A 23,949-nucleotide genomic window follows, 5' to 3' on the forward strand; every position below is an offset into this window, starting at 1 on the left:
GCTATTTCACAATAAATGCGTATATTTGCACCGAATTTCGAAATTATTATGGCAGATTTATTGAAAACAGAACAGCAGTTTAAAGTTGTTATGGGAGAATGCAGGGCATTATTTGAGAAGAAGCTTCACGATTATGGAGCCTCTTGGAGAATCTTGCGTCCATCTTCCTTAACCGACCAACTCTATATCAAGGCGAAGCGCATCCGCTCGCTTGAAATCAAGAAAGAATCACTCGTAGGCGAAGGTATCCGTCCGGAGTTTATCGCTCTTATTAATTATGGTATTATAGGACTCATCCAGCTGGAAAAGCCTTTCGTGGATGAAGTGGATATGACACCGGAAGAGGCGATGAAGCTCTACGACAAGCATGCCCAGGAAGCCCTGGAACTGATGCTCAAGAAGAATCACGACTACGACGAGGCATGGCGCTCGATGCGAGTGAGCAGCTATACCGACTTTATTCTCACCAAGATACAACGAGTGAAGGAAATCGAGGATATCGAAGGAGCCACACTCGTATCAGAAGGCATCGATGCCAACTATATGGACATCATCAACTATGCGGTTTTCGGTGCCATAAAAATGGGAGAAAAGTAAGAAGGCTCATTCGAGAAGGCTCATTCGAGAAGGCTCATTCTATGAAGTAAAAGGGTAATTTATGACGGCAAAGCAGATTATAACAAAAACAGCGGTGAATATCGGGCGACTGCTCGTGGCTGTAACCTTCATCTTCTCAGGATTCGTGAAGGGAATGGATCCACTGGGCACACAATACAAGATAACCGACTATCTGGAAGCGCTGCATATCGACTGGATGTTTCCCGACTGGAGCACCCTGGTGATGTCGGTATTGCTTGCCACTGCTGAGTTTGCCATCGGTATCTTCCTCCTCTTCGCCATCCGACGGAGACTGGTGAGCAAAATCACCCTTGCCGTGATGAGCGTGATGACGCTGATTACACTCTGGATCGTCATCGCAGACCCAGTAAAGGATTGCGGATGCTTCGGTGACGCCGTAGTGCTCACCAATATGGAGACATTCATCAAGAACATCATCCTCCTGATTTTCGCCGTCCTGCTTTGGAGAAAGCCGCTGGAGATGCCGAGGCTCATCTCGAAACAGACACAGTGGTAGTGATCAACTACACCTTCCTCTTCTCCATCGTGATGAGCATCTGGAGCCTGTGGTATCTGCCGCAGTTCGACTTCCGCCCTTATCACATCGGTGCCAACATCGCCAAGGGTATGGAGATTCCGAAGGGAGCCAAGCAGCCGAAGTTTGATACCACCTTCATTCTGGAGAAGAACGGCGAGCGAAAGGAGTTTACGATAGACAATTATCCAGACTCTACCTGGACCTTCATCGACAGCAAGACGGTGCAGACAGAAGAAGGCTACGTGCCCCCTATCCACGACTTCAGCATAGAGGATGCGAAGACGGGCGAAGATATCACCCAGGAAGTGATTCACCGCAAGGGCTACACCTTCCTGCTCATCTCGCCACATCTCGACTTTGCCGATGACAGCAACTTCGGAAGCATCGACGAGATACACGAATACGCCAACGACCATGGATATCCCTTCCTCTGCCTCACGGCAAGTACGGAGAAAGCCATCAGGCACTGGCAAGACATCACGGGAGCAGAATATCCCTTCTATATCACAGACGAGACAACGCTGAAGACCGTGATACGCAGCAATCCGGGACTGCTGCTGCTGAAAGACGGCACCATTATCCAGAAATGGAGCCACAACGACCTGCCTAAGATGGCAGACCTGGCAGGCAAGCCGCTGGAGAAGACTGAAATCGGCAAGATGCCGGAAGTAAGTGCCGCCAAGAAGATAGCCGGCATCATCTCCTGGTTTGTCATCCCGCTGGTATTCCTTACCATCGCCGACCGGCTTTGGGCATGGGGCGCCTGGATCAGAAAGAAAGAGAATTCAAACAGAATATTATCAACTTTTAAAAAGAAAAGAAAAATGAGAAAGAAAATTGTAGCAGGCAACTGGAAAATGAACATGAACCTGCAGGACGGTGTTGCTCTCGCTAAGGAGATCAACGAGGCATTGGTAGCAGACAAGCCAAACTGTGACGTAGTTATCTGTACTCCATTCATCCACTTGGCTTCTGTAGCTCAGGTTTTGGATTCAGAGGTAGTAGGTCTCGGTGCTGAGAACTGCGCAGACAAGGCTAAGGGTGCTTTCACAGGTGAGGTTTCAGCTGAGATGGTTAAGAGCACAGGTGCTCAGTACGTTATCCTCGGTCACTCAGAGCGTCGTGAGTACTACGGTGAGACTGCAGAGATCTTGAAGGAGAAGGTAGAGTTGGCTTTGGCTAACGGTTTGAAGATCATCTTCTGCTGCGGTGAGACTCTCGAGGAGCGCGAGGCAGAGAAGCAGAACGAGGTTGTTAAGGCTGAGTTGGAAGGTTCAGTATTCCACTTGGACGCAGAGGCTTGGAAGAACATCATCCTCGCTTACGAGCCAATCTGGGCTATCGGTACAGGTAAGACCGCTACATCTGATCAGGCAGAGGAGATGTTGGCATACATCCGCTCAATCGTAGCAGAGAAGTATGGCAACGAGGCTGCTGAGGAGACATCTATCCTCTACGGTGGTAGCTGCAAGGCTAGCAACGCTCCTGAGCTCTTCGCTAAGCCAAACATCGACGGTGGTTTGATCGGTGGTGCTTCTTTGAAGGCTGCTGATTTCAAGGGTATCATCGACGCTTGGAAGAAGTAATCTCACAAGGATATTTACCAAAGGGGATGCCTTCTTTCATGGGGGCATCCCTTTCCCTATCTTTATAGGATAGCAGAAACAGATTGCTGACACATTATATATTAATAAAAGGTATATATATATTAAATAAGGTATAGTCATGAAACAATTCGTCACATTATTGATTTTCATCCTCTGCTCATCTATCCAGATGAATGCGCAGACTTACTTGGACCATCTCAAGCAGAAGAATCCAGGACAGGGTGTCGTGACCGTACACCAAAGCAAGGCTATCGACGAATTGGTGAACGGAAAACAGGTTCCAACCAATACAAATCAGGTGAATCCACAGGACGATAAGACTAAGACTAACCCACAACCACAGAAGAAACCAACAGATACTCAGCATAAAGAAGTAACTCCAGCTACCCAACACAAGCAGTCACCAGACTCGCTCAAGAAGAACGAGCCACAGCACGAAACTGCCAAGGAGAAACAGCACGAAAACAATGCACAGAAGGCTGAGACACATCAGGAAGAAACCGAGATGCCTGTAGTGGATATGCGCAAGAAGGTAATGCGCAGAAGCTATAAGGTTACAGGATATAGAGTGCAGATCTTTGCCGGAGGAAACTCACGCAACGACCGACTGAAGGCTGAACAGACGGGCAACAACATCAAGATGAAGTTCCCAGACCAGCCTGTATATGTGCACTTCTACTCGCCAAGATGGATTTGCCGTATGGGCAACTTCCGCAATCTGGGCGAAGCACAGAAGGTGCTTGCCAAGGTAAAAGCCCTGGGATACAGACAGGCATGCCTGGTAAAAGGCCAGATTACCGTGCAGTATTAAAGTAAAGAGTGAAAAGTGAAGAGTGAAGAGTGAAAAGTGAAGATTTCAACAGTCTTACTATTCATAAAGTTCAAAATTCAAAGTTCAAAGTAAATAAGATATGAATCCAGAAACAGAATTTCGCGAGGGATTGGATGAACTCGCAGGACACTATAAGGAAGTTTTGAAGCTCCTGGGTGAAGACACAGAGCGTGAAGGACTTGTAAAGACTCCTATGCGCGTAGCCAAGGCGATGCAGGTATTGACCCGCGGCTACTATCAGGATGCCCACAAGGTATTGACCGATGCCCTCTTTGAGGAGAAATACGACCAGATGGTCATCGTGAAGGACATTGATTTCTTCTCTCTCTGCGAGCATCACATGCTGCCTTTCTATGGCAAGGTACACGTGGCTTACATCCCTAACGGCAAGATTACCGGACTGAGCAAGATTGCCCGTGTAGTAGATATCTTCAGCCACCGCCTTCAGGTGCAGGAGCGCCTTACCCAGCAGATCAAGGACTGCATCCAGGAGACATTGAATCCTCAGGGCGTAATGGTCGTAGTAGAAGCTAAGCACATGTGTATGCAGATGCGTGGTGTGGAGAAGCAGAACTCCATCACTACTACCAGCGATTACAGCGGTGTATTCAATTCACTGAACACCCGCCAGGAGTTCATGAGCCTGCTGAGAGGTGAGAGCAAGAGAATCTAAAGAAGTGATTCTAAAGAAGTGATTCTAAAGAAGTGATTCCAAAGAAGTGATTCTCAAGTAAAAACATCCAGCAACTCATCAAAAAGTTCAAAGTTCAAATTTCAAAGTTCAAAGTTTAAAGTTCAATGTTCAAAATTCAAAGTTCAAAGTAATATGAAGTTTATATCCTGGAACGTGAATGGCCTGCGTGCTTGCGTGGGCAAGGACTTCGAGAGCCAGTTTAAGGCACTCGATGCCGACTTCTTCTGTCTGCAGGAAACCAAGATGCAGGAAGGTCAGCTCGACCTGAAGTTCGAGGGCTACGAAAGCTACTGGAACTATGCCGAGAAGAAGGGATATTCGGGCACAGCCATCTATACCCGCCACCAACCACTGTGCGTGAGCTACGGTATGGGCGTGGAGGAGCACGACCACGAAGGAAGAGTCATCACCCTGGAGTATGACAACTTCTATCTCGTAACCTGCTATACTCCGAACTCCCAGACAGAACTCAAGCGCCTGGATTATCGCATGACTTGGGAAGATGACTTCCGAAAGTTCCTGAAAAATCTGGATGCCAAGAAACCAGTAGTTATCTGTGGCGACTTAAACGTGGCACATCAGGAGATAGATATCAAGAATCCGAAGACCAACCGTCGCAATGCCGGTTTTACCGACGAGGAGCGAGAGAAGATGACGCAGCTTCTGAACGATGGCTTTACAGATACCTTCCGCTATCTGCATCCCGAAGAGGTTACCTATTCGTGGTGGTCATACCGATTCAAGGCACGCGAGAAGAATGCCGGCTGGCGCATCGACTACTTCCTGGTATCTGATAGCATCAAGGATAAGATTACAGAAGCAAAGATACATACCGACATCATGGGCAGCGACCACTGCCCGGTAGAGGTTGATCTGGCACTCTAGACATAGCAAAAAAAAGGGGATGTACCTTCCTCCCGGAAGCCATCCCCATATTGGTCATATCAACATAAAATTTTAATTTATATAAGAGAGATTTTCTATTTAATTTAAGAGAGATTTTCTATTTTAAAGATCTTCTATCTTAGAGAGATCCTCTACAGCAAGCTCTGAATCTCAGAGAGATTCTTCTTCTCTGTGGTACCATCCTTGTATGTTACCATAAAGTAATTGTGAATAGACTTACCATTCTTGAACTGAACAATAGCCACGCCACCTTCACGGAGCTGGAGAGTGAAGTATCCCTCACGCTTGCCGTTAACATACTTTCCGTGCCACTTCTCCTTACCATTCTTGTAGTAAGTAGTAACCTCACCATTAAAGATAGTATTGCGGTCGTTACCGAGATCGATGAAGCTGTAGCCACCCTCGGCACGAAGATTACCGTTCATATAGAAGTCCTGGAACACATCCTTCTTATTGATGCCAGCGCCGGTAGTCATCAGCAATCTGTAATAACTAGCCTGATCTGCACTAGCTACGTTACTCATATTTTCTGCATAGAAAATAGTGTCTGCTACTACTGTTGCATTCTCTACGTGCTTGCGACCGAAAGTAGCTACGGTCATGAGAGCCATCAATGAGAATAATATAACTCGTTTCATATTTTTAATTTTTAGATTGTTACTAATTGTTTATTGTTTTATTTTTCTGATGCAAAGGTACTACAAATTCCGGTAAGTTGTATCATTCCTTAACGCTATTTTATGTTATTTTTGGGGTCAGTTTTACTTTTTGAAAGAAAACGCACACAAAATTACAATTTGACATTTTAGGGGGGCGATTTTTACACTTTGAAATAGTCATATCTCCATATACCCCATTATTACCCCCATCTCGTTTACATATTGACAGTAAGAGGTAGAAATAGAGCACGGCTGCCGATGCTTTTTTTGAGATATTTCGAAAACTTTTCGCCAGAAACTAGCGTATATACTTTTTATTTTGTACTTTTGCACTAAAATATATATAATATAAGGTACGCGTATGATAAAATATACCATCAAGCACCAAGCCAACTGAACGCAAGTATCAACTTGCCAGCATCTAAGAGTATTAGCAACCGAGCTCTCGTAATCAGTGCGATGGCAGGAAGCCATATCCACCCCAACAACTTGAGCGACTGCGATGATACGAAAGTGATCGTTGCCGCCCTTCAGAATATGCCCGAGGTCATCAACATCAAGGCAGCAGGCACAGCCATGCGTTTCATGACAGCCTATCTCTCTGCCACCACAGGCGAACATACCATCACCGGCACCGAGCGCATGCAGAACCGCCCTATCGGCATCCTCGTAGATGCCCTGCGCTATCTGGGTGCCGACATCACCTACGAGAAGAAGGAAGGCTATCCCCCACTCCATATCCGAGGCAAGGCGCTGGAAGGCGGCCACCTGGAGGTAGTGGGCAATATCAGTTCGCAATATATCTCGGCGCTTCTGATGATCGGTCCGATTCTGAAGAACGGACTGGAACTGAAGTTGACTGGAGAGATAGCATCCCGCCCTTACATCGACCTTACTCTCTGGACGATGAAGGAATTCGGTGCTGATGCCGACTGGACGGATATGAATACCATCACCGTGAAGCCACAGCCTTACAAGGAGACATCCTATATGATAGAGAACGACTGGAGTGCTTCTTCCTACTGGTATGAGATGATGGCTCTGAATGGCAACATCGACTCCAGAATCCAGCTCGAAGGCTTGATGGACTGCTCGAAGCAGGGAGATTCCGTGGTGAAATACATTTTCAGTCTGCTGGGAGTGAAAAGTGAATTTGAGAACCATGATCATCTTTCGAATGTCATGCTGAAGGCGAACCGCTGTCTTCTGCCGAAATTCGATTATGATTTCTCAGGTTCTCCTGATCTAGCTCAGACCATTGTGGTAGCCTGCTGTGCCTTGGGTGTAAAGTTCAAGTTCACGGGTCTTGCCAGCTTGAAGATCAAGGAGACCGACCGCATCGAGGCACTGAAGACAGAGTTGAAGAAGGTGGGCTATGTCATCCACGATGAAAACGACAACACCCTGTATTGGGATGGCGAAACCTGCGAGCTTCATTTGCTCCAATCGATACCTACGAGGATCATCGTATGGCGATGGCATTCGCCCCTCTCGCCTTCAAGTTCCCTCAGATTGATATCAACAATCCCGAGGTAGTGAGCAAATCCTATCCTCATTATTGGGAAGACCTGAAGAAAGTAGGGTTTGAAATTATTGAGAGTGAAAAGTGAAGAATACAACAGCTTTGCTAATCATAAAGTTCAAAGTTCAAAGTAAATGCTATATTTAGTTTTAGCCCTGGTGGCATTAGGCCTGATAAGCGCCATTTTCGGAATCGTATCTCACCGCAGGGGGGAAGACGAGGAACCTTTGCAGGAAGGCGTATCGTGCAACACCTGTAACGGTGAGAACTCGAAGTGCGAGCAGGAGTGCATGATGGAAGCCGCCACCAAAGAAATAGAATATTACGATGATGAGGATCTCGACCGCTTTGCCGGTCGGGATGCTGATGCCTATACCGATGAGGAGGTTGAGGAATTCTCGGAAGTGCTCTATACCATGCAGCCGGAAGAAGTGGCAGGATGGAACAGAAGCCTGATACTGAGAGGCATCAACCTGCCCAACCAGCTGAAGGATGAAGTCATCGGCTTTTTAAGCTAGAATTTTGCAGTTCTAAGTTCAGCAGCATTGCTAATCATAAAGTTCAAAGCTCAAAGTAAAAGTTCAAAGTAAAAGAATGGATATACTACAATATACATTTTTCCAAAATGCACTGATAGGCGCCTTTCTGGCAAGCATCCTGTGCGGCTTTATCGGAACCTACATCGTTACCCGCCGATTGGTATTCATCAGCGGCGGCATCACCCATGCCTCTTTCGGAGGCATCGGCATCGGCGTGTTTACAGGAATCAATCCGATACTCTCCGCCATGGGTTTCGCCGTACTCAGCGCCTTCGGAGTGCAATGGATATCGCGCAAGAAAGATGTGCGAAAGGATTCCGCCATCGCCATGTTCTGGACCCTGGGAATGAGCGTGGGCATCATCTGCTGTTTCCTGACTCCAGGATTCATGCCCGACCTGCCCTCCTTCCTCTTCGGAAGCATCCTTGCCATCGACAGCGCAGACCTGTGGCTGTTGGGCGGACTCGCCCTTATCGTAGCCCTCCTCTTCACCTTCCTCCTGCGCCCTATCCAGAACATCGCATTCGACAGTACCTTCGCCCGTTCGCAGCATCTGCCGGTTACCGCTATCGAATACCTGATGATGACGCTTATCGCCATGACCATTGTGGCTACACTGAAAATGGTGGGCATCGTACTCGCCATCAGTCTGCTCACCATTCCGCAGATGACCGCCAACCTCTTCACCTATAATTACAAGCAGATGATATGGGCAAGCATCATCCTGGGATGGATAGACTGCATCGCCGGTCTCTACATCAGTTATCTGCTCAACGTGCCATCAGGTGCCACCATCATCTTCATCAGCATCGTGGTATTCGCACTCGCCAAAATCATCCTGGGCATCAGGAGAAAGAGGAAGACAGATCTTTCATAATAACAATAGATGCATTCTGAAAAAATAGAAAACAATGAAAGGCAAAAGCCCCATCAAACACCTTTTTCTGATAGGACTCGCTGTGATTGCAGTGAACCTGACGGGATGCTCTACGCAGAAGAATACGGCGCAGAGCAGGTGGTGGCATGCCTTTAATGCCCGATACAATACCTATTATAATGGTACCGTGGCTTATATCGATGGAGCGCTGGAGAAGGAAGAAGGCAACCGGGACAACTTTACGGAGCAGATTCCACTCTATACCGTAGGCAACAAGAACAGCCGCGATCTGGGCAAAGCCAACTTCGACCGAGCCATCGAAAAATGCGAGAAAGCCATCCACCAGCACAGCATCAAGCGCCGCCCTGTATGGGAACCCGGCAAGAGAAAGACGGCGAAAGATATCGAATGGCTCAGTCGCAGAGAATACAATCCGTTTTTATGGAAAGCGTGGATGCTGATGGGCCGCTCGCAATTCCAGAAGGGGGATTTCGAGGGGGCTGCTGCCACCTTCTCCTATATGAGCCGCCTTTACTCCACCCAGCCTGCCATCTACGGCAAGGCGCGCGCCTGGCTTGCCAAATGCTATATCGAGCAGGGCTGGACCTACGATGCAGAAGATGTGATCCGAAACATCCAGCGCGATTCCATTCACTGGCGTGCCCAGAAGGAATGGGATTATGCCTTCGCCGATTACTATATACACACGGGGGATGCCCGGAAGGCGATTCCCTATCTCAGGAAGGTGATAAGCCATGAGATGCGACACAAGCAGAAAGCCCGCCAGTGGTATCTGATGGGACAGTTACAGGCTTCCATCGGCAACCAGCAGGAGGCTTATCAGGCTTTCCGCCACGTCATCCGGCTCAATCCGCCCTACGAACTGGAGTTTAATGCCCGCATCGCCATCACCGAGGTCTTGGCTTCGGGTAACAGCAGGAAGATGATCAGCCGACTCAAGCGTATGGCGGCATCGGATAAGAACAAGGATTATCTGGACCAGGTATATTATGCCATCGGCAACATCCACCTAGCCCAGAAAGATACCCTGCATGCCATCTATGCCTACGAAAAAGGCAACCGGAAGGCTACCCGAAACGGTATAGAGAAGGGTGTACTCCTGCAGCGTCTGGGCAATTTGTATTGGGAAACCGAACGATATGCCGATGCCAAGCGCTGCTATGGCGAAGCAATCGGTTTGCTCGATCAGGACAGAAAGGATTATCCGCAGCTGGCTCATCGCTCCAAGGTGCTGGACGAACTGGTTCCCTATACCGATGCCATTGCCCTCCAGGATTCCCTTCAGTCTATTGCCAAAATGGACGAGAGAGACAGAAACGCAGCCATCGACCGAGTGATAGCTGCCCTGAAAAGAAAGGAGAAAGAGGAAGAAAGAAGGAGATGGGACGACGGAGCAGAAATGAATTCGGAATTTGATGGAGGAAATGACGGGAATGGTTCCGGGAAAGATTCCAGAAACGGATTCGGGAACGGATTCGGGAACACCAATACCTGGTATTTCTATTCCCCTGTAGCCGTAAGCCAGGGTAAGGCGCTCTTCGAGAAACTCTGGGGAAAGCGAAAGAACCTCGACAACTGGCAGAGAATCAACAAAACAGTTGTAGCTTCAGCACAAGAAACGGATATCGCTCAAGGAACAGATTCCAAGCTAAGAACAGATTCCGGACAAGGAACATCTTCAGCACAGAGAACAGATTCCGGGCAAGAAACGAATTCTGATCAAGATTCCAAGCTCCAGCCTGATGCATTACAAGACGCTCTATCCCATTCTTTATCCCAGAAAGAATCCGGCAAACCATCTGCCGATAGCGCCAGCCTCGACCCTCATCAACGGGCTTATTATCTGGCCCAGATTCCGTTCACCCCAGAGCAGATGTCAGCGAGCAACCAGCTCCTGGCGGATGGCTTATACCATGCCGGAATCATCTTCAAGGACCGGCTCGACAACCTGGCACTGAGCGAGAAGATGCTGCTCCGACTGGTGGACAACTACCCGGATTTCAAGCATCTCGACGAAGCCTATTACCATCTGTATCTGCTTTATTCCCGAAAGAAGCAAACTCAGATGGCGAACAGTTATGTCGATAAATTAAAGAAGGATTACCCAAAAAGCCAGTTCACAGCCCTCCTCTCCGACCCTTACTATCTGGAGAATGCGAGGATGGGTGTACACATCGAAGATTCCATCTACACCCTCACCTATCAGGCATTCAAGGAGGGCAAGTACGAGGCGGTGATGCACAACTCGGAAATATCAGACAAGCGGTTCCCTACTGGCGCCAACCGCGACAAGTTCCTCTTCATCAGCGGTATGACCCTGCTCAACGAGGGCAAGGTTTCCGAATGCCTGGAAAAGATGAACCAGGTGATAGCGCAATATCCCAACAGCCGGTTGAGCGAGATGGCGGGAATGATCGTAAACGGCGTGAATGCCGGAAGACGACTCTACGGCGGAAAGTTCGACCTGAGTAATGTCTGGGCGAAACGCAGCGATGTGCTCAATTCCCAGGACTCCACCCAGCAGAAAGAATTCTCTGCCGACCGCAACGACCGTTTTGTCTTCCTGCTCGCCTACAGTCCCGATTCCGTCAACGAGAACCAGCTGCTCTTTGAGGTAGCCAAGTATAACTTCACCACCTATATGGCGCGCAATTTCGACATCAGCATCGAAGACCTCCAGGGGTTGCATCGCCTGCAGGTAAGCGGTTTCCAGAACTACGACGAGGCGCGCCAGTATGCCAACGAGCTGCATCGGCAAGCCGGCATTCTCTGTCTGATTTCCAAGGCGAGAAGCTACGTAATCAGCGAGCCGAACCTCGAGCTTCTGGGCAGAAATCTCTCGTATGATGATTACGACAAGTTCTATACCCGTCACTTCGCACCGCTGAAGATCAGCAAGATGCGCCTGCTGATGGAGCCAACGGAAATCGTAGTGGATAAGGATTCCCAGAAGGAGGAAGATGCTCTGAAGGAAGAAAATGATTCCCAGAAGAAGAATCCTGAAGATAATGGAATCGATATCGAGAGCCAGCCCGCAGAAGATACCGATACCGGCATCTACTTCGATGACTCGAATACCCCAGATTCAGAAGCCGATGATGAATACATCGAGCTGAATGGATTCTGATAAAGCAAGAAAGCTCTAGCGGCAAGGAAGCCGTTAGAGCGAACAGAAGAAGGTAACCAGGAACGGTACGGAGAAATCTACGCAGAAGCCGTGGAAGATGGAAACGATGATGAAGCTCTCGCCCGAATAGCGGGTGATGATAGGCAATGTGGTATCCATCGTGGTGGCTCCACCTACGCTGATAGGTGCCAGCTTGCCGAAATACTTCGCCAGCAGAGGCGCACAGAGCAGGGTGAGAATCTCACGGAAGATGTTGGCAAGCAGGGCGATGGTTCCCAGCTCGGCACCCCGATACTGCGTGATGAAGATGCTCGACAATGAGTAGTATCCGAAGCCCGAACCGATGGCGAGACAGTCGGAGATCTGACGGTGTCCCAGTATCAGGGAGGCAGCTGCGCATCCGGCAAGGGTTCCCAGGATGGTCATCACCGGCAACATCATCAGTCGGGGATTCACCTTTCTGAAACTCTTCAGGATAGAAGTATCGCAGCCGATGCTGATACCCACGCAGAACATCAGGCAGCAGAGGGCATAATAGCTCACGTCGCTCGCCAGGAAACTGGCAGGAATCACATCCCACACTCCCACGATGATGCCCAGTACGAAGAAGCCTACGATAATCAGACTACCTTTCATTTCCAGCCTCCTTTCTGCAGACATATCTCCACAATGCCCACGCAAAGATTGCACTACCCAGACTTCCGGCTATCGTAAGCACGATGGCTTCGAGTCCCAGGGTCTGAAGACCATTGATAATACGAGGGTTCGCTCCCACCTCGATGCCGAGCAGGAAGAGGAGTACCCAGATAAGCGCCGTGATGACACGGCCGATAAAACTCATTTTCTTGTTGCGGAGCAGGTACCCCGTACCAATTCCGCATAGCATGATCATTACAATCTTGAGCATTGTTTCTTCTTTTCTTTCTTTTTTTATTATTTTTGATTGATTACTTTTATCTTCGATAATAATAACGGATCGTACTAGTACTAATACTTGCTAATCTTCTTGTTATATTCTATAGTTTGCTTGGTATTCTGACATTCACAAACCCCATTCTCAACTTCTCTTTATTAATGTGCCACAACAAGGAAAAAACTGACTTCTAAAAATACGGATATTGGAAATCAAGCAGTTACATAATAAGCAGCAGCAAGTTGGGTTAAATTTCCCTTATTCTTTCAGCTGCTTCAACTGACTCTCCGACAATCCCGTTATTTCCATCACCGTAGCAGTATCTATGCCATTCGTCAGCATCTTTCTGGCAATCTCAAGGCTTCGCTTGTTCATGCCCTTCTCCATTCCTTCAGCCAGACCTTTTTCCATTCCTTCAGCCAAGCCTTTCTCCATTCCTTCAGCCAAGCCCTTCTCCATTCCTTCAGCCAATCCTTTCTCCATTCCTTCAGCCAGTCCTTCTTCTTTTCCTTCTCTCTTAGCGGTATCAATCGAATTCTTGATATCACGATACGCCATCTTACTGGCTTCATACTCCCGCTGTTCCTGCGGAGTGAATCTTGCAATCTCGGCTTCTTCGAAGAGGCGGTCGAAGACCTTGTCGCATAACGCCTTAGGGCGCTGAGTAAGCTTATAGAGATTCTTCAGGCATAGAGCCACTTGTCGTAGAGCGTATCCAACTCGTCAAGCGACTTGTTGAACTTGGCGATTTCCACGTAGATAAACTCCAGCTTATCGTAGAAAATCTTGTGCGTAGCTGTATCGCATAACTGTACATGATGGCGGATTTCCTCCTTATTGAAGGCATCCTCGTTCATGTTGAAGTTGAGCAGAGCAATGGTGTAAACATGGTTGAGCTTGAAGTCCCATTCACTACCCTTAGGAGCCTGCTCACGAATCGGAAAAGTGGAATAGAACAGGGCACGGTCTTTGAAGTAGGTCTGGTATGCATTCTGCATTTCCACGATAAACTTCTCGCCGTTCTCACCTTCGCAATATACATCGAAAATAGCTTTTCTGTCGGTGTAGATGTCGCCCACATTCTCTGGATTCAGATACTTCACGTCCTTAACAACCTGTCTTCCGTTGAACAAGCTGTTGAGGAAACAGATCAGCAAATCCTTGTTGGGAGCTGATCCGAAAATTCGCTTGAAACCGAAATCGGTCAACAAACTGATATATCTTTCTTCTACCTGCTTCATAATCATCTGTCTTTTAAAACCCTACCGCAAAGTTACGACTTTATTTTCATACCTGCAAGAGTTTTCAGATAAAAGTTGAGAAAATGTGATGATTCCCTGCTCTTCTCAGGAAAGTATCAAGAGGCAGTGGAGGGGGTTACAGTGGTTACGGTTACAGAAGTTACAGTTTTCTTTGAGGGGTAAACTGCTTTCCGCTCGCATTTTATGATTATCAATGAAAGGAAGTGCCGGTAAGTAAAGCTTATCGGCACTTTTTTTTTCAATTAAGTTTCTTTAACCACAACTCTCTTCCGTCATTCAATTATTCTTTGTACTTTAGCACCTCGAAAATAAAAACATATCCTAAAAGGATACAGCAAAAAGATACTCTAAAAGGATAATGCAATATGAGCAACGGATTATTACTATGGATCGATGATGAAATTGAGCTTCTCAAGGCGCATATCATCTTCCTGGAGAAGAAAGGATACGAGGTTGCCACGGTGAGCAATGGCTCGGATGCCATCGAGCTATGCCGACAGCAATCCTTCGACCTCATCCTCCTCGATGAAATGATGCCTGGACTGAGCGGTCTGGAGACCCTGCAGCAAATCAAGGACATCCAGCCCGCTACACCCGTTGTGATGTGTACCAAGAGCGAAGAGGAGAACATCATGGACCAGGCCATCGGGTCGAAAATCGCCGACTATCTCATCAAGCCCGTCAATCCGAGCCAGATTCTGCTCTCGCTGAAAAAGAACATCCACCGAAAGGATATCGTGACCGAGGTAACGCAGAGCGGATACCAGCAGGACTACCAGCAGATTGCCCTGAAGATGATGGACTGCCGTTCCTGCCACGACTGGATGGAGATATACAGAAGACTCGTGAAATGGGAGCTGGAACTGAGCGATACAGACAGTCAGATGACCGAGATGCTCGCCATGCAGAAGGAGGAGGCAAACATCGGATTTGCCAAATTCATCACCAGGAACTATCTGGACTGGATAGACCAGAAGAGGGATGGGAATGCCTCTTCTTCCGGCGACCGCCCGATGATGAGCCAGGATGTCTTCAGAAACAGGATTTTCCCGATTCTGGACAAGGGAGAGAAGGTGTTCCTCATCGTGATAGACAACTTCAGATACGACCAGTGGAAGATGCTGGCAGCTGACATCGGCGACATGTTCGACATTAACGAGGATATGTATATGAGCATCCTGCCTACCGCCACGCAATACGCCCGGAACGCCATCTTCAGCGGTCTGATGCCCAACAGGATTGCCGAGATGTTTCCGGAACTCTGGGTGGATGAAGACGAGGAGGAGGGCAAGAACCTGAACGAGGAGCCGCTGATACAGACGATGCTCGACAGATACCGCAAGCGATACAACTTCAGCTATCACAAGGTGAACGATTCGCAGGGCGCCGACCGGTTTATGGAGCACTACAACGAATGCAGGGAGAAGGACCTGAACGTGCTGGTGATCAACTTCATCGACATGCTCTCGCATGCCCGAACGGAATCGAAGATGGTACGCGAGCTTGCCAATACGGAGAGTGCCTACCGCAGCATCACGCAGAGCTGGCTGCGCCACTCGGTGCTCTCGGAACTGTTCAGAAGACTGTCGCAGGATGACTGCAAGGTGGTGATCACCACCGACCACGGAAGCATCCGCGCCTCGAAGCCCATCAAGATCATCGGCGACCGCAACACGAATACCAACCTGCGCTACAAGCTGGGCAAGAACCTAGCCTGCAATGCCAAGGAGGTTTTCACCATCAAGGATCCGAAAAGGGCACAGTTGCCTGCTCCCAACCTGAGTACATCGTATGTTTTTGCCTACGGAGATGCCTTCTTCGCCTATCCGAACAACTACAATTACTACGTTTCGTACTATAAGGATACCTTCCAGCACGGTGGCATCTCGATGGAGGAAATGCTTATTCCGCTCATCACCCTGACACCGAGAAAGAGAAAACTGTGATGGTTGATAATTTATAGTTTATAATTTAAAGTTTATAGTAATCATAAAGTTCAAAATTCAAAGTTCAAAGTAAAAAAGTTCAAAGTAAAAAAAATCAAAGTTCAAAGTAGAATATATGAAGATTAAGATTGATTCATTAGACAACATCCATACTGCAGCCAAGGAATTCCTGCAGAACATGGGCGACGGCAAGGTCTTCGCCTTCTATGGCAAGATGGGTGCCGGAAAGACAACTTTCGTAAAAGCTATCTGCGAGGAACTGGGCGTAGAGGATGTGATCACCTCGCCTACCTTCGCTCTCGTCAACGAATACACTGCCGGAAACGGTGATCCTATCTACCATTTCGATTTCTACCGCATCAAGAAGATTGATGAGGTGTATGATATGGGATACGAGGATTATTTCTACGGCGGAAACCTCTGCTTTCTGGAGTGGCCGGAACTCATCGAGGACCTGCTGCCGGAGGATTGCACCAAGGTTACCATCACCGTGGAGGAAGATGGTAGCAGAAGCGTAGAATTCGCCGGGGCGAAAAGTTAGGAAAAGAAATACAAAAAAGAGAAATGAAAAATGGAAACCAGTCCATTCTTCATTTCTCTTTTTTCTTATTTTATCAAAAGAGACACATGTCTTACAGCAGCGCCTCAAACTTCTCCTTGAGAGTTGACTTGTTAGCAGCACCAACAAACTTGTCAACCAACTGACCGCCCTTGAAGAAAAGGATGGTAGGGATGTTGCGAACGCCAAACTCCATAGCGATGTCGTCGTTCTCCTCTACATCACACTTACCAACTACCAACTTACCATCAAACTCCTCAGCCAATTCTGACACGATAGGAGCAATCTGGCGACAAGGACCACACCATGTAGCCCACAAATCTACTACCAATGGCAACTCGCCATTCTTGTAACTCTCGAAATTCTCGGTTGTAATTGTTACTTCCATTTTCTTATACTTTTTTTTTATATAATTAATATTAATTGATCTGATAACTCATCTTCGGATGGTCGTTCACAAACTGTATCAGTTCCCTGCTCACTCCCACCGTGCGGTCCTGCGCACGCAGCAGCACATTGGTCTTGGTCTCGGCATCGTGAATCTGAAGGAAGAGCTGTGCCTTGCCTCATCATTCTCCACCAGCGTCTTGATATCATTCACCAGCGTTTCATCTATCACCGTACTGTCCACGATGATGGTAAACTTCTCCAGGCGGTTCTCCTTCACGGTCTGGAGATACTCCACAGTACTGATTTTGAAGTCGAGATAGTTGCTGTTGCCGTAACGGGAAACACACTTCGCCGTAACGAAGATGGTGCTGCCCTCTACCATGATGCCTCGCCAGTTGCCCCAGTCCTCACCGAAGAGCGCCAGCTCGCCCGATCCTTCGAAATCCTCGATGGTGACGAAGCCGCACGGCTTTCCGGTCTTGGTGAACTTGGATTTCACCCCGGTGATGATACCGCCGAACACCACATCCTCCTTCTTGGCAAGCTCCACCTTGTCGCCCAGTTCAGAGCAGTGGGTATTGCAGAGGTTGCGGAGGATGATTTCGTAATCGTCGAGCGGATGAGCCGAGAGATAGATGCCCACGAGCTCACGCTCCCTGTTGAGCCTTTCGATGGTGCTCCAGGATTCAGCTTCCGGTATAGGAGGGGTGGCTATCTCCACCGCCTCTACGCCTCCGAAGAGCGAGGTGGCTGCCTCGCGCTGTTCCTGCTGGTAGAGCTGACCGTATCTTACGAGCGTATCCAGGAAGGTATCGCCCTTGCTGTTCTTGCCGAAGTACTGCTCGCGGCGGATGCCGAAGCTGTCGAAACCGCCACTCAGAGCCAGACTTTCGAATGCCTTGCGGTTGACATTGGAGAAATCCACGCGCTCGGCAAAATCGAAGATGTTCTTATAAGGGCCGTTCTTCAGGCGCTCTGCCACGATGGCATCGGCGGCAGGAGTTCCCATTCCCTTGATGGCGGAGAGTCCGAAGCGTATCTCGCCATGCTCGTTCACACCGAAGGCACGGTAACTCTCGTTTACATCCGGTCCCAGGGTCTTGATGTCCATCGACTGGCACTCCTCCATCAGCTTGGTAATCTCGGTGATCTGCGCAAAGCGGCGGGTCATCAGCGCTGCCATGTATTCGGCTGGATAGTGCGCCTTGAGATAGGCAGTCTGATAGGCTACCCACGAATAGCAGGTGGCGTGCGACTTGTTGAAGGCGTAGGATGCAAACTTCTCCCAGTCGCCCCAGATCTTCTCGAGCACAGCCGGATCGTGGCCGTTCTCCTGTCCCTGCTTGATGAACTTCGGCTTCATCGCATCTACGATAGCCTTCTTCTTCTTACCCATCGCCTTACGGAGGGCATCCGACTCGCCTCGGGTGAAGCTTGCCAGCTGGCGGGAAAGGAGCATCACCTGCTCCTGATACACCGTGATGCCGTAGGTATCCTTGAGGTATTTCTCCATGCAGGGGATATCATAGGTGATGGCCTGCTGACCGTTCTTACGGGCGATGAAGTCAGGAATGTAATCCATAGGTCCCGGACGGTAGAGAGCGTTCATGGCGATGAGGTCCTCGAAAACCGTAGGCTTCAGCTCGCGGAGATACTTCTGCATACCCGGCGACTCAAACTGGAAGGTTCCGATGGTCTGGCCGCGCTGGTAGAGCTGATAGGTAAGCTCATCATCGATAGGGATGGTATCGAGGTCAACGATATCGCCCGTGGTCTGCTTGATAACCTTGCATGCCTCCTTCATCTCGGAGAGGGTCTTCAGACCCAGGAAGTCCATCTTGATGAGTCCGGTAGTCTCGATCACGTGACCGTCGTACTGGGTTACTGCCGTCTTCAGTCCCGGGAAATCAGGGTCATCGGCGGTAGATACAGGCACCCAGTTGCTGATAGGGTCGCGGCAGATGATGAATCCGCAGGCATGGATACCCGTGCCGCGGATGGTACCCTCGAGCATGCGGGCATACTTGATGGTATTGCTCTCGCGGGGGTCGCTGGAGTATTCTGCCTCCTTCAGCTCCGGGGTATATTTGATGGCATTGGTAAGATTCATCTTCGCACCATCGGGCAGACGGTCGGGAATCGCCTTGCAGAGTGCATTCGCCTTGTCCAAAGGCAGCTTCTCTACGCGCGCCACATCCTTGATAGAGTTCTTGGTGGCCATCGAACCGTATGTAATAATGTGGGCACAGTTCTCGTGACCGTACTTATCCATTACCCAGCGCAATACCTTGCCTCGACCGTCGTCATCGAAGTCGGTATCGATATCAGGCAGGTTCACACGGTCTGGGTTCAGGAAACGCTCAAACAGCAAGTCGTACTTCAAAGGGTCTATCTTGGTGATTCCCAAGCAATATGCCACTACGGAACCTGCCGCTGATCCACGGCCCGGACCCACCATTACGCCCAGCTCTTCGCGTGCCGCCTTGATGAAGTCGGACACAATGAGGAAGTAGCCTGGGAAACCCATGGTCTTCATCACGTGAAGCTCGAAGTTCACGTGCTCATCCACATTCTCGGGCAGCGGATCGCCATATAGCTTCCTGGCTCCCTCGTAGGCGAGGTGACGCAGGTATTCTGCCTCAAACTTGATGCGGTATATCTTGTCGTAGCCGCCCAGACGGTCGATTACCTTCTGACCTTCCTCGGGCGGCAGCTGGTTTTCTCCGTTCTCATCAGAAGTAAACTCCTTGTAGAGGTCTGCTTCCGACACCTTCTGGCGCAGCTGCTCCTCGGTACCGAAACTCTCCGGAATGGGGAAGAACGGCATGATAGGACCATGGTCGATGCTGTAGATCTCTACCTTATCCAACACCTCAATGGTATTCGAGAGCGCCTCGGGCACATCAGCGAACACTTCGTTCATCTCCTCGCGGGTCTTGAACCACTCCTGCTTGGAGTAGCGCATACGGTTGGGATCGTCCAGATCCTTGCCGGTGGCGATGCAGAGCAGATGGTCGTGCGCCTCGGCTGTCTCCTTGTCCTCGAAGTGGCAGTCGTTGGTGCACACGAGCTTGATGCCGTATTCCTTGGCAAACTCGATGAGCACCTTATTCGCCTTCTGCTGCAGTTCGTATGCCTCGCGGTTGGCGAGCAGACTCGGATCATCGGGCACCTTGTGGCGCTGCAGCTCCAGGTAATAGTCATCGCCGAAGAGGTTGTGATACCACTCGCATGCCTCACGGGCTCCGGCGATATCGCCCTTCAGAATCTTGGCTGGCACCTCGCCGGCGATACATGCCGAGCAGACGATGAGGTCTTCGTGATACTTCTCCAGGTCGGCACGGTCGGTTCGAGGGCGCATGTAGTATCCATCCACCCACGAATTACTCACCAGCCTGATGAGGTTCTTGTATCCGTTATAGTTCTTGGCGAGCACGATGAGGTGGTAACCACTCATATCACCCTTGTCCTTCTCGCGGTCGCCCTTGGTGCGTCGTGCCACATACATCTCGCAACCGATGATGGGCTTAAAGGGTTCGAGCCCCTCCTTCTTCCTGTCTTTGTTGACCTTTCCACAATAGTCAACCAGCTCCTTGATGCCGAACATCACACCATGATCGGTTACTGCCATACCCTTCATGCCATCCTTGATAGCCTTGTCCACCAGACGTGGAATCTTGGACTGGCCATCGAGGATGGAATACTGTGTATGGACATGTAAATGAACAAAATCTTCCATTTTTTGCGTTAAAATTCGTAATTTGAGAACAAAGTTACTGCTAAAAGTTGATATTGCCAAAAAAATGGGAGAAAAATTTGCAAAAACCATAAAAATGCCGTACCTTTGCACCAGAAACAAAAACGTAAACCTTTCTCATGGGACAAAAAATAAAGAAACTAAAAAAGATAAGAATTCACCGTGAAGGCACCGACCAGCTGGTGTTCGGCGGTATAGCACTGGTGGCTGTCGCAGCAGTACTGTGGATGGCCTTTGACAACAAGATACCTTTCTGGGCATTCCTTGTGGTCTTCGGTGTGGTATATGGTATCGTGCTCAACTTCTACCGATGCCCGATCAGATTCCTGAACGTGGAAGATACCGAGAAACTCGTGGTAGCTCCTGCCGACGGCAAGATCGTGGTGATAGAGGAAGTGGAGAATGCACCTTACTTTAACGATAAGCGACTGATGATTTCCATCTTCATGAGTCTCTGGAACGTACATGCCAACTGGTTTCCGGTGGATGGCAAGGTGAAGTTCGTGAAGCACGAGGACGGAAAGTTCATGAAGCTTGGCTGCCTAAGGCGAGCGAGGAGAACGAGCACGCCGACATAATGATCACTACCCCAGAGGGCGTGGATGTATTGTGCCGACAGATTGCCGGTGCCGTAGCCCGCCGCATCGTAACCTATGCCAAGGAGGGAGAAGAGTGCTACATCGATGAGCATCTCGGATTCATCAAACTGGGTTCACGAGTGGATGTGTATCTGCCTCTCGGCACGGAAGTATGCGTGAAGATGGGACAGTCAACCACAGGTGATCAGACAATCATTGCAAAACTGAAATAAGAAAATGAGTATTAAGAAGCATATTCCAAACACGATTACCTGCTGCAACCTTATCTCAGGCTGCATCGCTACATCGTTTGCCTTCGGAGGAAATTCCGAAATGGCACTGTTGTGGATTATCATTGGAGCTGTTTTTGACTTTTTCGATGGCATGAGCGCCCGTTTGCTGCATGTTTCATCGCCTATTGGCAAGGAGCTGGACTCGCTTGCCGACGATGTGACCTTTGGTGTGGCACCCGCCACCATCGTATTCTCACAACTCTATGTAATGGAGTATCCAGAGTTTCTGGAGCCTTTGCGCCCCTGGTTGCCATACGTAGCCTTCATCATCGCAGCTTTCTCTGCCCTGAGACTGGCGAAGTTCAACCTGGATGAGCGCCAGACCACCTCTTTCATAGGCGTACCTACCCCAGCCAATGCGCTGTTCTGGGGATCGCTGGTAGTAAGCAGTCCTGACTGGATTACCAACCAGAGCTGGTCGGTATATCTCGTGCTGGCGCTGATTTTCATCACCAGCTTCCTGCTGGTATGCGAGTTGCCGTTGTTCGCCCTGAAGTTCAAGCAATGGTCGTTCAAGGGTAATGAGGTGAAGTATTGCTTTGCCGGTTTTGCCATCGCCGTTCTTGCGGTATCTGTGGCTGCCGAAGGAGCAAGAGGATTCCTGGAGGGATGGTGGCCTATCATCCTGATGTACATCCTTCTCTCCTGGATGATGTTTCTGAAGAAAAAATAAAAATATAGGTTTTGTCATTTCCTTTTCAAGGAAAGGCGTTAATTGTTAGTATAGGCATCAGCTTTCTAACAAAGATAAAAAGATTAAGGAATAACAAAGGCTTACTTCCGGCGGGAAGTAAGCCTTATCTTTTTTATATGATCTCTGATGATTAGTTGTGTACGAGTGTACCAATCTCCTCACCTTCCATCACCTTCTTCAGGTTGCCTACTACATCCATATTGAATACGTAGATAGGAAGGTCGTTCTCCTTGCACATGGTAGTAGCCGTGAGGTCCATCACCTTCAAGCCCTTGGTGTAGATTTCATCGTAGGTGATATCCTTGAACTTGGTAGCGGTAGGATCCTTCTCAGGGTCGGCGGTATAGATGCCGTCCACACGGGTACCCTTGAGCATCACGTCTGCCTCAATCTCGATACCACGTAGAGAAGAACCGGTATCGGTAGTGAAATATGGGCTTCCTGTACCTGCAGAGAAGATGCAGATGTAGCCGTCTTCCATTGCCTCGATTGCCTTCCACTTGGTGTAGAACTCACCGATAGGCTCCATGCGGATAGCTGTAAGCACCTTGTTCTTCACGCCCAGTGCACCGAGGGCACTGCTCAGGGCGAGAGAGTTGATGACGGTGGCACACATGCCCATCTGGTCGCCCTTCACACGGTCGAATCCCTTCTGGCTTCCGCTCAATCCACGGAAAATGTTACCACCACCGATCACGATACCGATCTGTACGCCCATCTCGTGAACTTCCTTAATCTGCTTAGCATAATCACTCAAGCGCTCAGGGTCGATGCCGAAGCTCTGCTTGCCCATCAGGCTCTCACCGCTCAACTTCAAAAGAATTCTTTTAAACTTTGCCATAAATATCTTGTTTAATGTTTATTGTTTCATATTTGCTGAAGGAATCAGGAACCTGATTTCGCCGAAGGCATACGACCGGATCATTCCTTTCCTGTCGTGAAGGATGAGATGGCCGTCATCTTCCACCTCTACGAAGGCACCCTCGAATTTGCCGTCGGCATCCTCGTACCAGTGGAATCCCTTACGGCGGTAGAGCGAGAGATGATAGATGCCCGAAACATCCATATAGTCGGCACGGCGGAGCAGTTCATAATACTTTCTGAATGCCTCGATGATCTTCTGCAGCACCTCTTCCCTATCCACCTCGTGACCCAGAATCTGAGCCAGGGATACCGGATTGGGCGCATCGCTGTGGAACTCGGTCTGATTGATGTTCACCCCGGTACCGAAGATGCATCGCTTGATGCCCTTGGAATCGACAGAGGTTTCTATCAGCGTGCCGCTGATCTTCCTGTCGTTCCAATATACATCGTTCGGCCATTTCAGCGTAATGCCGTCGGTATAGGTATCCAGGGCATCCTTGACGGCTAGGGCTCCTGCCTCAGAGAGCAGGAACTGCTGGCGTACGGGCACCCAGGTAGGAGTCATCAGCAAACTGAACAGGAGGTTCTTGCCCGGTTCGCTCTCCCAGGTATGCGTGCCCTGTCCCCTGCCTGCCGTCTGATAATCGGCTACAGCCACGATGAGCGTATCATCCTCGCAGGCTTTCATTCCCTTCAGGAAGGTATTCGTAGAATCCACTTCCTGCATTCTTATGATCTTTGTTTCCATTTTCA

17 protein-coding genes and 4 pseudogenes are annotated in these 23,949 nt (G+C 49.2%); 13 read left to right on the top strand and 8 right to left on the bottom strand.

Annotated elements, in window-relative coordinates; genetic code table 11:
• Nucleotides 1–48: 48 nt before the first annotated feature.
• The 5 genes and pseudogenes from DW830_RS02170 to DW830_RS02190 all read left to right on the top strand — a co-directional run bounded on the left by DW830_RS02170 (nucleotide 49) and on the right by DW830_RS02190 (nucleotide 5,174).
• Nucleotides 49–597 (top strand): DUF1599 domain-containing protein, encoded by a 549-nt coding sequence (locus DW830_RS02170; RefSeq protein ID WP_233544340.1) that lies wholly within the window; start codon nucleotides 49–51, stop codon nucleotides 595–597.
• A 61-nt stretch (nucleotides 598–658) separates the two neighbouring features.
• Nucleotides 659–2,742, top strand: a pseudogene (locus DW830_RS02175) (BT_3928 family protein).
• Between the two features lie 139 nt (nucleotides 2,743–2,881).
• On the top strand, nucleotides 2,882–3,574 hold the full coding sequence (locus DW830_RS02180) for an SPOR domain-containing protein (RefSeq protein WP_119248703.1): 693 nt from the start codon (nucleotides 2,882–2,884) through the stop codon (nucleotides 3,572–3,574).
• A gap of 100 nt (nucleotides 3,575–3,674) precedes the next feature.
• Nucleotides 3,675–4,268, top strand: coding sequence for a GTP cyclohydrolase I FolE (folE, locus tag DW830_RS02185; RefSeq protein WP_119248704.1), 594 nt, complete (start codon nucleotides 3,675–3,677; stop codon nucleotides 4,266–4,268).
• Between the two features lie 153 nt (nucleotides 4,269–4,421).
• Nucleotides 4,422–5,174, top strand: coding sequence for an exodeoxyribonuclease III (locus tag DW830_RS02190; RefSeq protein ID WP_119248705.1), 753 nt, complete (start codon nucleotides 4,422–4,424; stop codon nucleotides 5,172–5,174).
• Nucleotides 5,175–5,326: 152 nt separating this feature from the next.
• On the opposite strand, the gene DW830_RS02195 is transcribed toward DW830_RS02190, so the two are convergent.
• Nucleotides 5,327–5,833, bottom strand: a complete 507-nt coding sequence (locus DW830_RS02195) for a hypothetical protein (protein ID WP_119248706.1) — start codon at nucleotides 5,831–5,833, stop codon at nucleotides 5,327–5,329.
• 390 nt (nucleotides 5,834–6,223) lie between these two features.
• Here DW830_RS02195 and DW830_RS02200 point away from each other — a divergent pair.
• From DW830_RS02200 to DW830_RS02215, 4 genes and pseudogenes are all read left to right on the top strand, one after another.
• Nucleotides 6,224–7,464: pseudogene (locus tag DW830_RS02200) on the top strand (3-phosphoshikimate 1-carboxyvinyltransferase).
• Between the two features lie 46 nt (nucleotides 7,465–7,510).
• Nucleotides 7,511–7,894, top strand: coding sequence for a hypothetical protein (locus DW830_RS02205; protein WP_117661365.1), 384 nt, complete (start codon nucleotides 7,511–7,513; stop codon nucleotides 7,892–7,894).
• 76 nt (nucleotides 7,895–7,970) lie between these two features.
• Nucleotides 7,971–8,792 carry a metal ABC transporter permease gene (locus DW830_RS02210; protein ID WP_119248707.1) on the top strand — a complete coding sequence of 274 codons (822 nt, stop codon included), beginning with the start codon at nucleotides 7,971–7,973 and terminating at the stop codon, nucleotides 8,790–8,792.
• 34 nt (nucleotides 8,793–8,826) lie between these two features.
• Entirely contained in the window at nucleotides 8,827–11,940 is a 3,114-nt protein-coding gene (locus DW830_RS02215) for a tetratricopeptide repeat protein (protein ID WP_119248708.1), read from the top strand.
• Between the two features lie 33 nt (nucleotides 11,941–11,973).
• Here the strand turns inward: DW830_RS02215 and DW830_RS02220 are convergent, their stop codons facing one another.
• The 3 genes and pseudogenes from DW830_RS02220 to DW830_RS02230 all read right to left on the bottom strand — a co-directional run bounded on the left by DW830_RS02220 (nucleotide 11,974) and on the right by DW830_RS02230 (nucleotide 14,100).
• Nucleotides 11,974–12,576 (bottom strand): lysine exporter LysO family protein, encoded by a 603-nt coding sequence (locus DW830_RS02220; protein ID WP_119248709.1) that lies wholly within the window; start codon nucleotides 12,574–12,576, stop codon nucleotides 11,974–11,976.
• Nucleotides 12,566–12,847 (bottom strand): LysO family transporter, encoded by a 282-nt coding sequence (locus DW830_RS02225; RefSeq protein ID WP_089544018.1) that lies wholly within the window; start codon nucleotides 12,845–12,847, stop codon nucleotides 12,566–12,568. Before DW830_RS02225 ends, DW830_RS02220 begins: the two co-directional genes overlap by 11 nt.
• Nucleotides 12,848–13,111: 264 nt before the next feature.
• Nucleotides 13,112–14,100: pseudogene (locus DW830_RS02230) on the bottom strand (Rpn family recombination-promoting nuclease/putative transposase).
• Nucleotides 14,101–14,480: 380 nt separating this feature from the next.
• On the opposite strand from DW830_RS02230, the gene DW830_RS02235 reads away from it, so the two are divergent.
• Both DW830_RS02235 and tsaE read left to right on the top strand, forming a co-directional pair.
• Nucleotides 14,481–16,061, top strand: a complete 1,581-nt coding sequence (locus DW830_RS02235; protein ID WP_119248710.1) for a bifunctional response regulator/alkaline phosphatase family protein — start codon at nucleotides 14,481–14,483, stop codon at nucleotides 16,059–16,061.
• Nucleotides 16,062–16,176: 115 nt separating this feature from the next.
• On the top strand, nucleotides 16,177–16,602 hold the full coding sequence (gene tsaE, locus DW830_RS02240) for a tRNA (adenosine(37)-N6)-threonylcarbamoyltransferase complex ATPase subunit type 1 TsaE (RefSeq protein ID WP_119248711.1): 426 nt from the start codon (nucleotides 16,177–16,179) through the stop codon (nucleotides 16,600–16,602).
• Between the two features lie 91 nt (nucleotides 16,603–16,693).
• Here the strand turns inward: tsaE and trxA are convergent, their stop codons facing one another.
• Together trxA and dnaE are read right to left on the bottom strand one after the other, a co-directional pair.
• A complete protein-coding gene (trxA, locus tag DW830_RS02245) occupies nucleotides 16,694–17,008 on the bottom strand; it encodes a thioredoxin (protein ID WP_089544029.1) in 315 nt (104 codons plus the stop codon).
• Between the two features lie 90 nt (nucleotides 17,009–17,098).
• Entirely contained in the window at nucleotides 17,099–20,749 is a 3,651-nt protein-coding gene (gene dnaE, locus DW830_RS02250) for a DNA polymerase III subunit alpha (RefSeq protein ID WP_410524478.1), read from the bottom strand.
• Between the two features lie 137 nt (nucleotides 20,750–20,886).
• Between dnaE and DW830_RS02255 the strand changes: the two are divergent.
• Nucleotides 20,887–21,578: pseudogene (locus DW830_RS02255) on the top strand (phosphatidylserine decarboxylase family protein).
• Between the two features lie 4 nt (nucleotides 21,579–21,582).
• A complete protein-coding gene (pssA, locus tag DW830_RS02260; protein ID WP_119248712.1) occupies nucleotides 21,583–22,311 on the top strand; it encodes a CDP-diacylglycerol--serine O-phosphatidyltransferase in 729 nt (242 codons plus the stop codon).
• Nucleotides 22,312–22,462: 151 nt separating this feature from the next.
• On the opposite strand, the gene pyrH is transcribed toward pssA, so the two are convergent.
• Together pyrH and DW830_RS02270 are read right to left on the bottom strand one after the other, a co-directional pair.
• A complete protein-coding gene (gene pyrH, locus DW830_RS02265) occupies nucleotides 22,463–23,173 on the bottom strand; it encodes a UMP kinase (protein ID WP_089544033.1) in 711 nt (236 codons plus the stop codon).
• 18 nt (nucleotides 23,174–23,191) lie between these two features.
• A complete protein-coding gene (locus tag DW830_RS02270; protein WP_119248713.1) occupies nucleotides 23,192–23,944 on the bottom strand; it encodes a biotin--[acetyl-CoA-carboxylase] ligase in 753 nt (250 codons plus the stop codon).
• Nucleotides 23,945–23,949 lie beyond the last annotated feature (5 nt).

Source organism: Prevotella sp. AM34-19LB, from assembly GCF_003468525.1.
Lineage (GTDB): Bacteria > Bacteroidota > Bacteroidia > Bacteroidales > Bacteroidaceae > Prevotella.

Coding starts and splice junctions, on each gene's coding strand:
- DW830_RS02195 (WP_119248706.1), bottom strand. CDS start 5,833: ATGAAACGAGTTATATTATTCTCATTGATGGCTCTCATGACCGTAGCT.
- DW830_RS02205 (WP_117661365.1), top strand. CDS start 7,511: ATGCTATATTTAGTTTTAGCCCTGGTGGCATTAGGCCTGATAAGCGCC.
- DW830_RS02225 (WP_089544018.1), bottom strand. CDS start 12,847: ATGCTCAAGATTGTAATGATCATGCTATGCGGAATTGGTACGGGGTAC.
- DW830_RS02235 (WP_119248710.1), top strand. CDS start 14,481: ATGAGCAACGGATTATTACTATGGATCGATGATGAAATTGAGCTTCTC.
- tsaE (WP_119248711.1), top strand. CDS start 16,177: ATGAAGATTAAGATTGATTCATTAGACAACATCCATACTGCAGCCAAG.
- DW830_RS02190 (WP_119248705.1), top strand. CDS start 4,422: ATGAAGTTTATATCCTGGAACGTGAATGGCCTGCGTGCTTGCGTGGGC.
- pssA (WP_119248712.1), top strand. CDS start 21,583: ATGAGTATTAAGAAGCATATTCCAAACACGATTACCTGCTGCAACCTT.
- dnaE (WP_410524478.1), bottom strand. CDS start 20,749: ATGGAAGATTTTGTTCATTTACATGTCCATACACAGTATTCCATCCTC.
- DW830_RS02170 (WP_233544340.1), top strand. CDS start 49: ATGGCAGATTTATTGAAAACAGAACAGCAGTTTAAAGTTGTTATGGGA.
- DW830_RS02220 (WP_119248709.1), bottom strand. CDS start 12,576: ATGAAAGGTAGTCTGATTATCGTAGGCTTCTTCGTACTGGGCATCATC.
- DW830_RS02270 (WP_119248713.1), bottom strand. CDS start 23,944: ATGGAAACAAAGATCATAAGAATGCAGGAAGTGGATTCTACGAATACC.
- DW830_RS02180 (WP_119248703.1), top strand. CDS start 2,882: ATGAAACAATTCGTCACATTATTGATTTTCATCCTCTGCTCATCTATC.
- DW830_RS02215 (WP_119248708.1), top strand. CDS start 8,827: ATGAAAGGCAAAAGCCCCATCAAACACCTTTTTCTGATAGGACTCGCT.
- folE (WP_119248704.1), top strand. CDS start 3,675: ATGAATCCAGAAACAGAATTTCGCGAGGGATTGGATGAACTCGCAGGA.
- DW830_RS02210 (WP_119248707.1), top strand. CDS start 7,971: ATGGATATACTACAATATACATTTTTCCAAAATGCACTGATAGGCGCC.
- trxA (WP_089544029.1), bottom strand. CDS start 17,008: ATGGAAGTAACAATTACAACCGAGAATTTCGAGAGTTACAAGAATGGC.
- pyrH (WP_089544033.1), bottom strand. CDS start 23,173: ATGGCAAAGTTTAAAAGAATTCTTTTGAAGTTGAGCGGTGAGAGCCTG.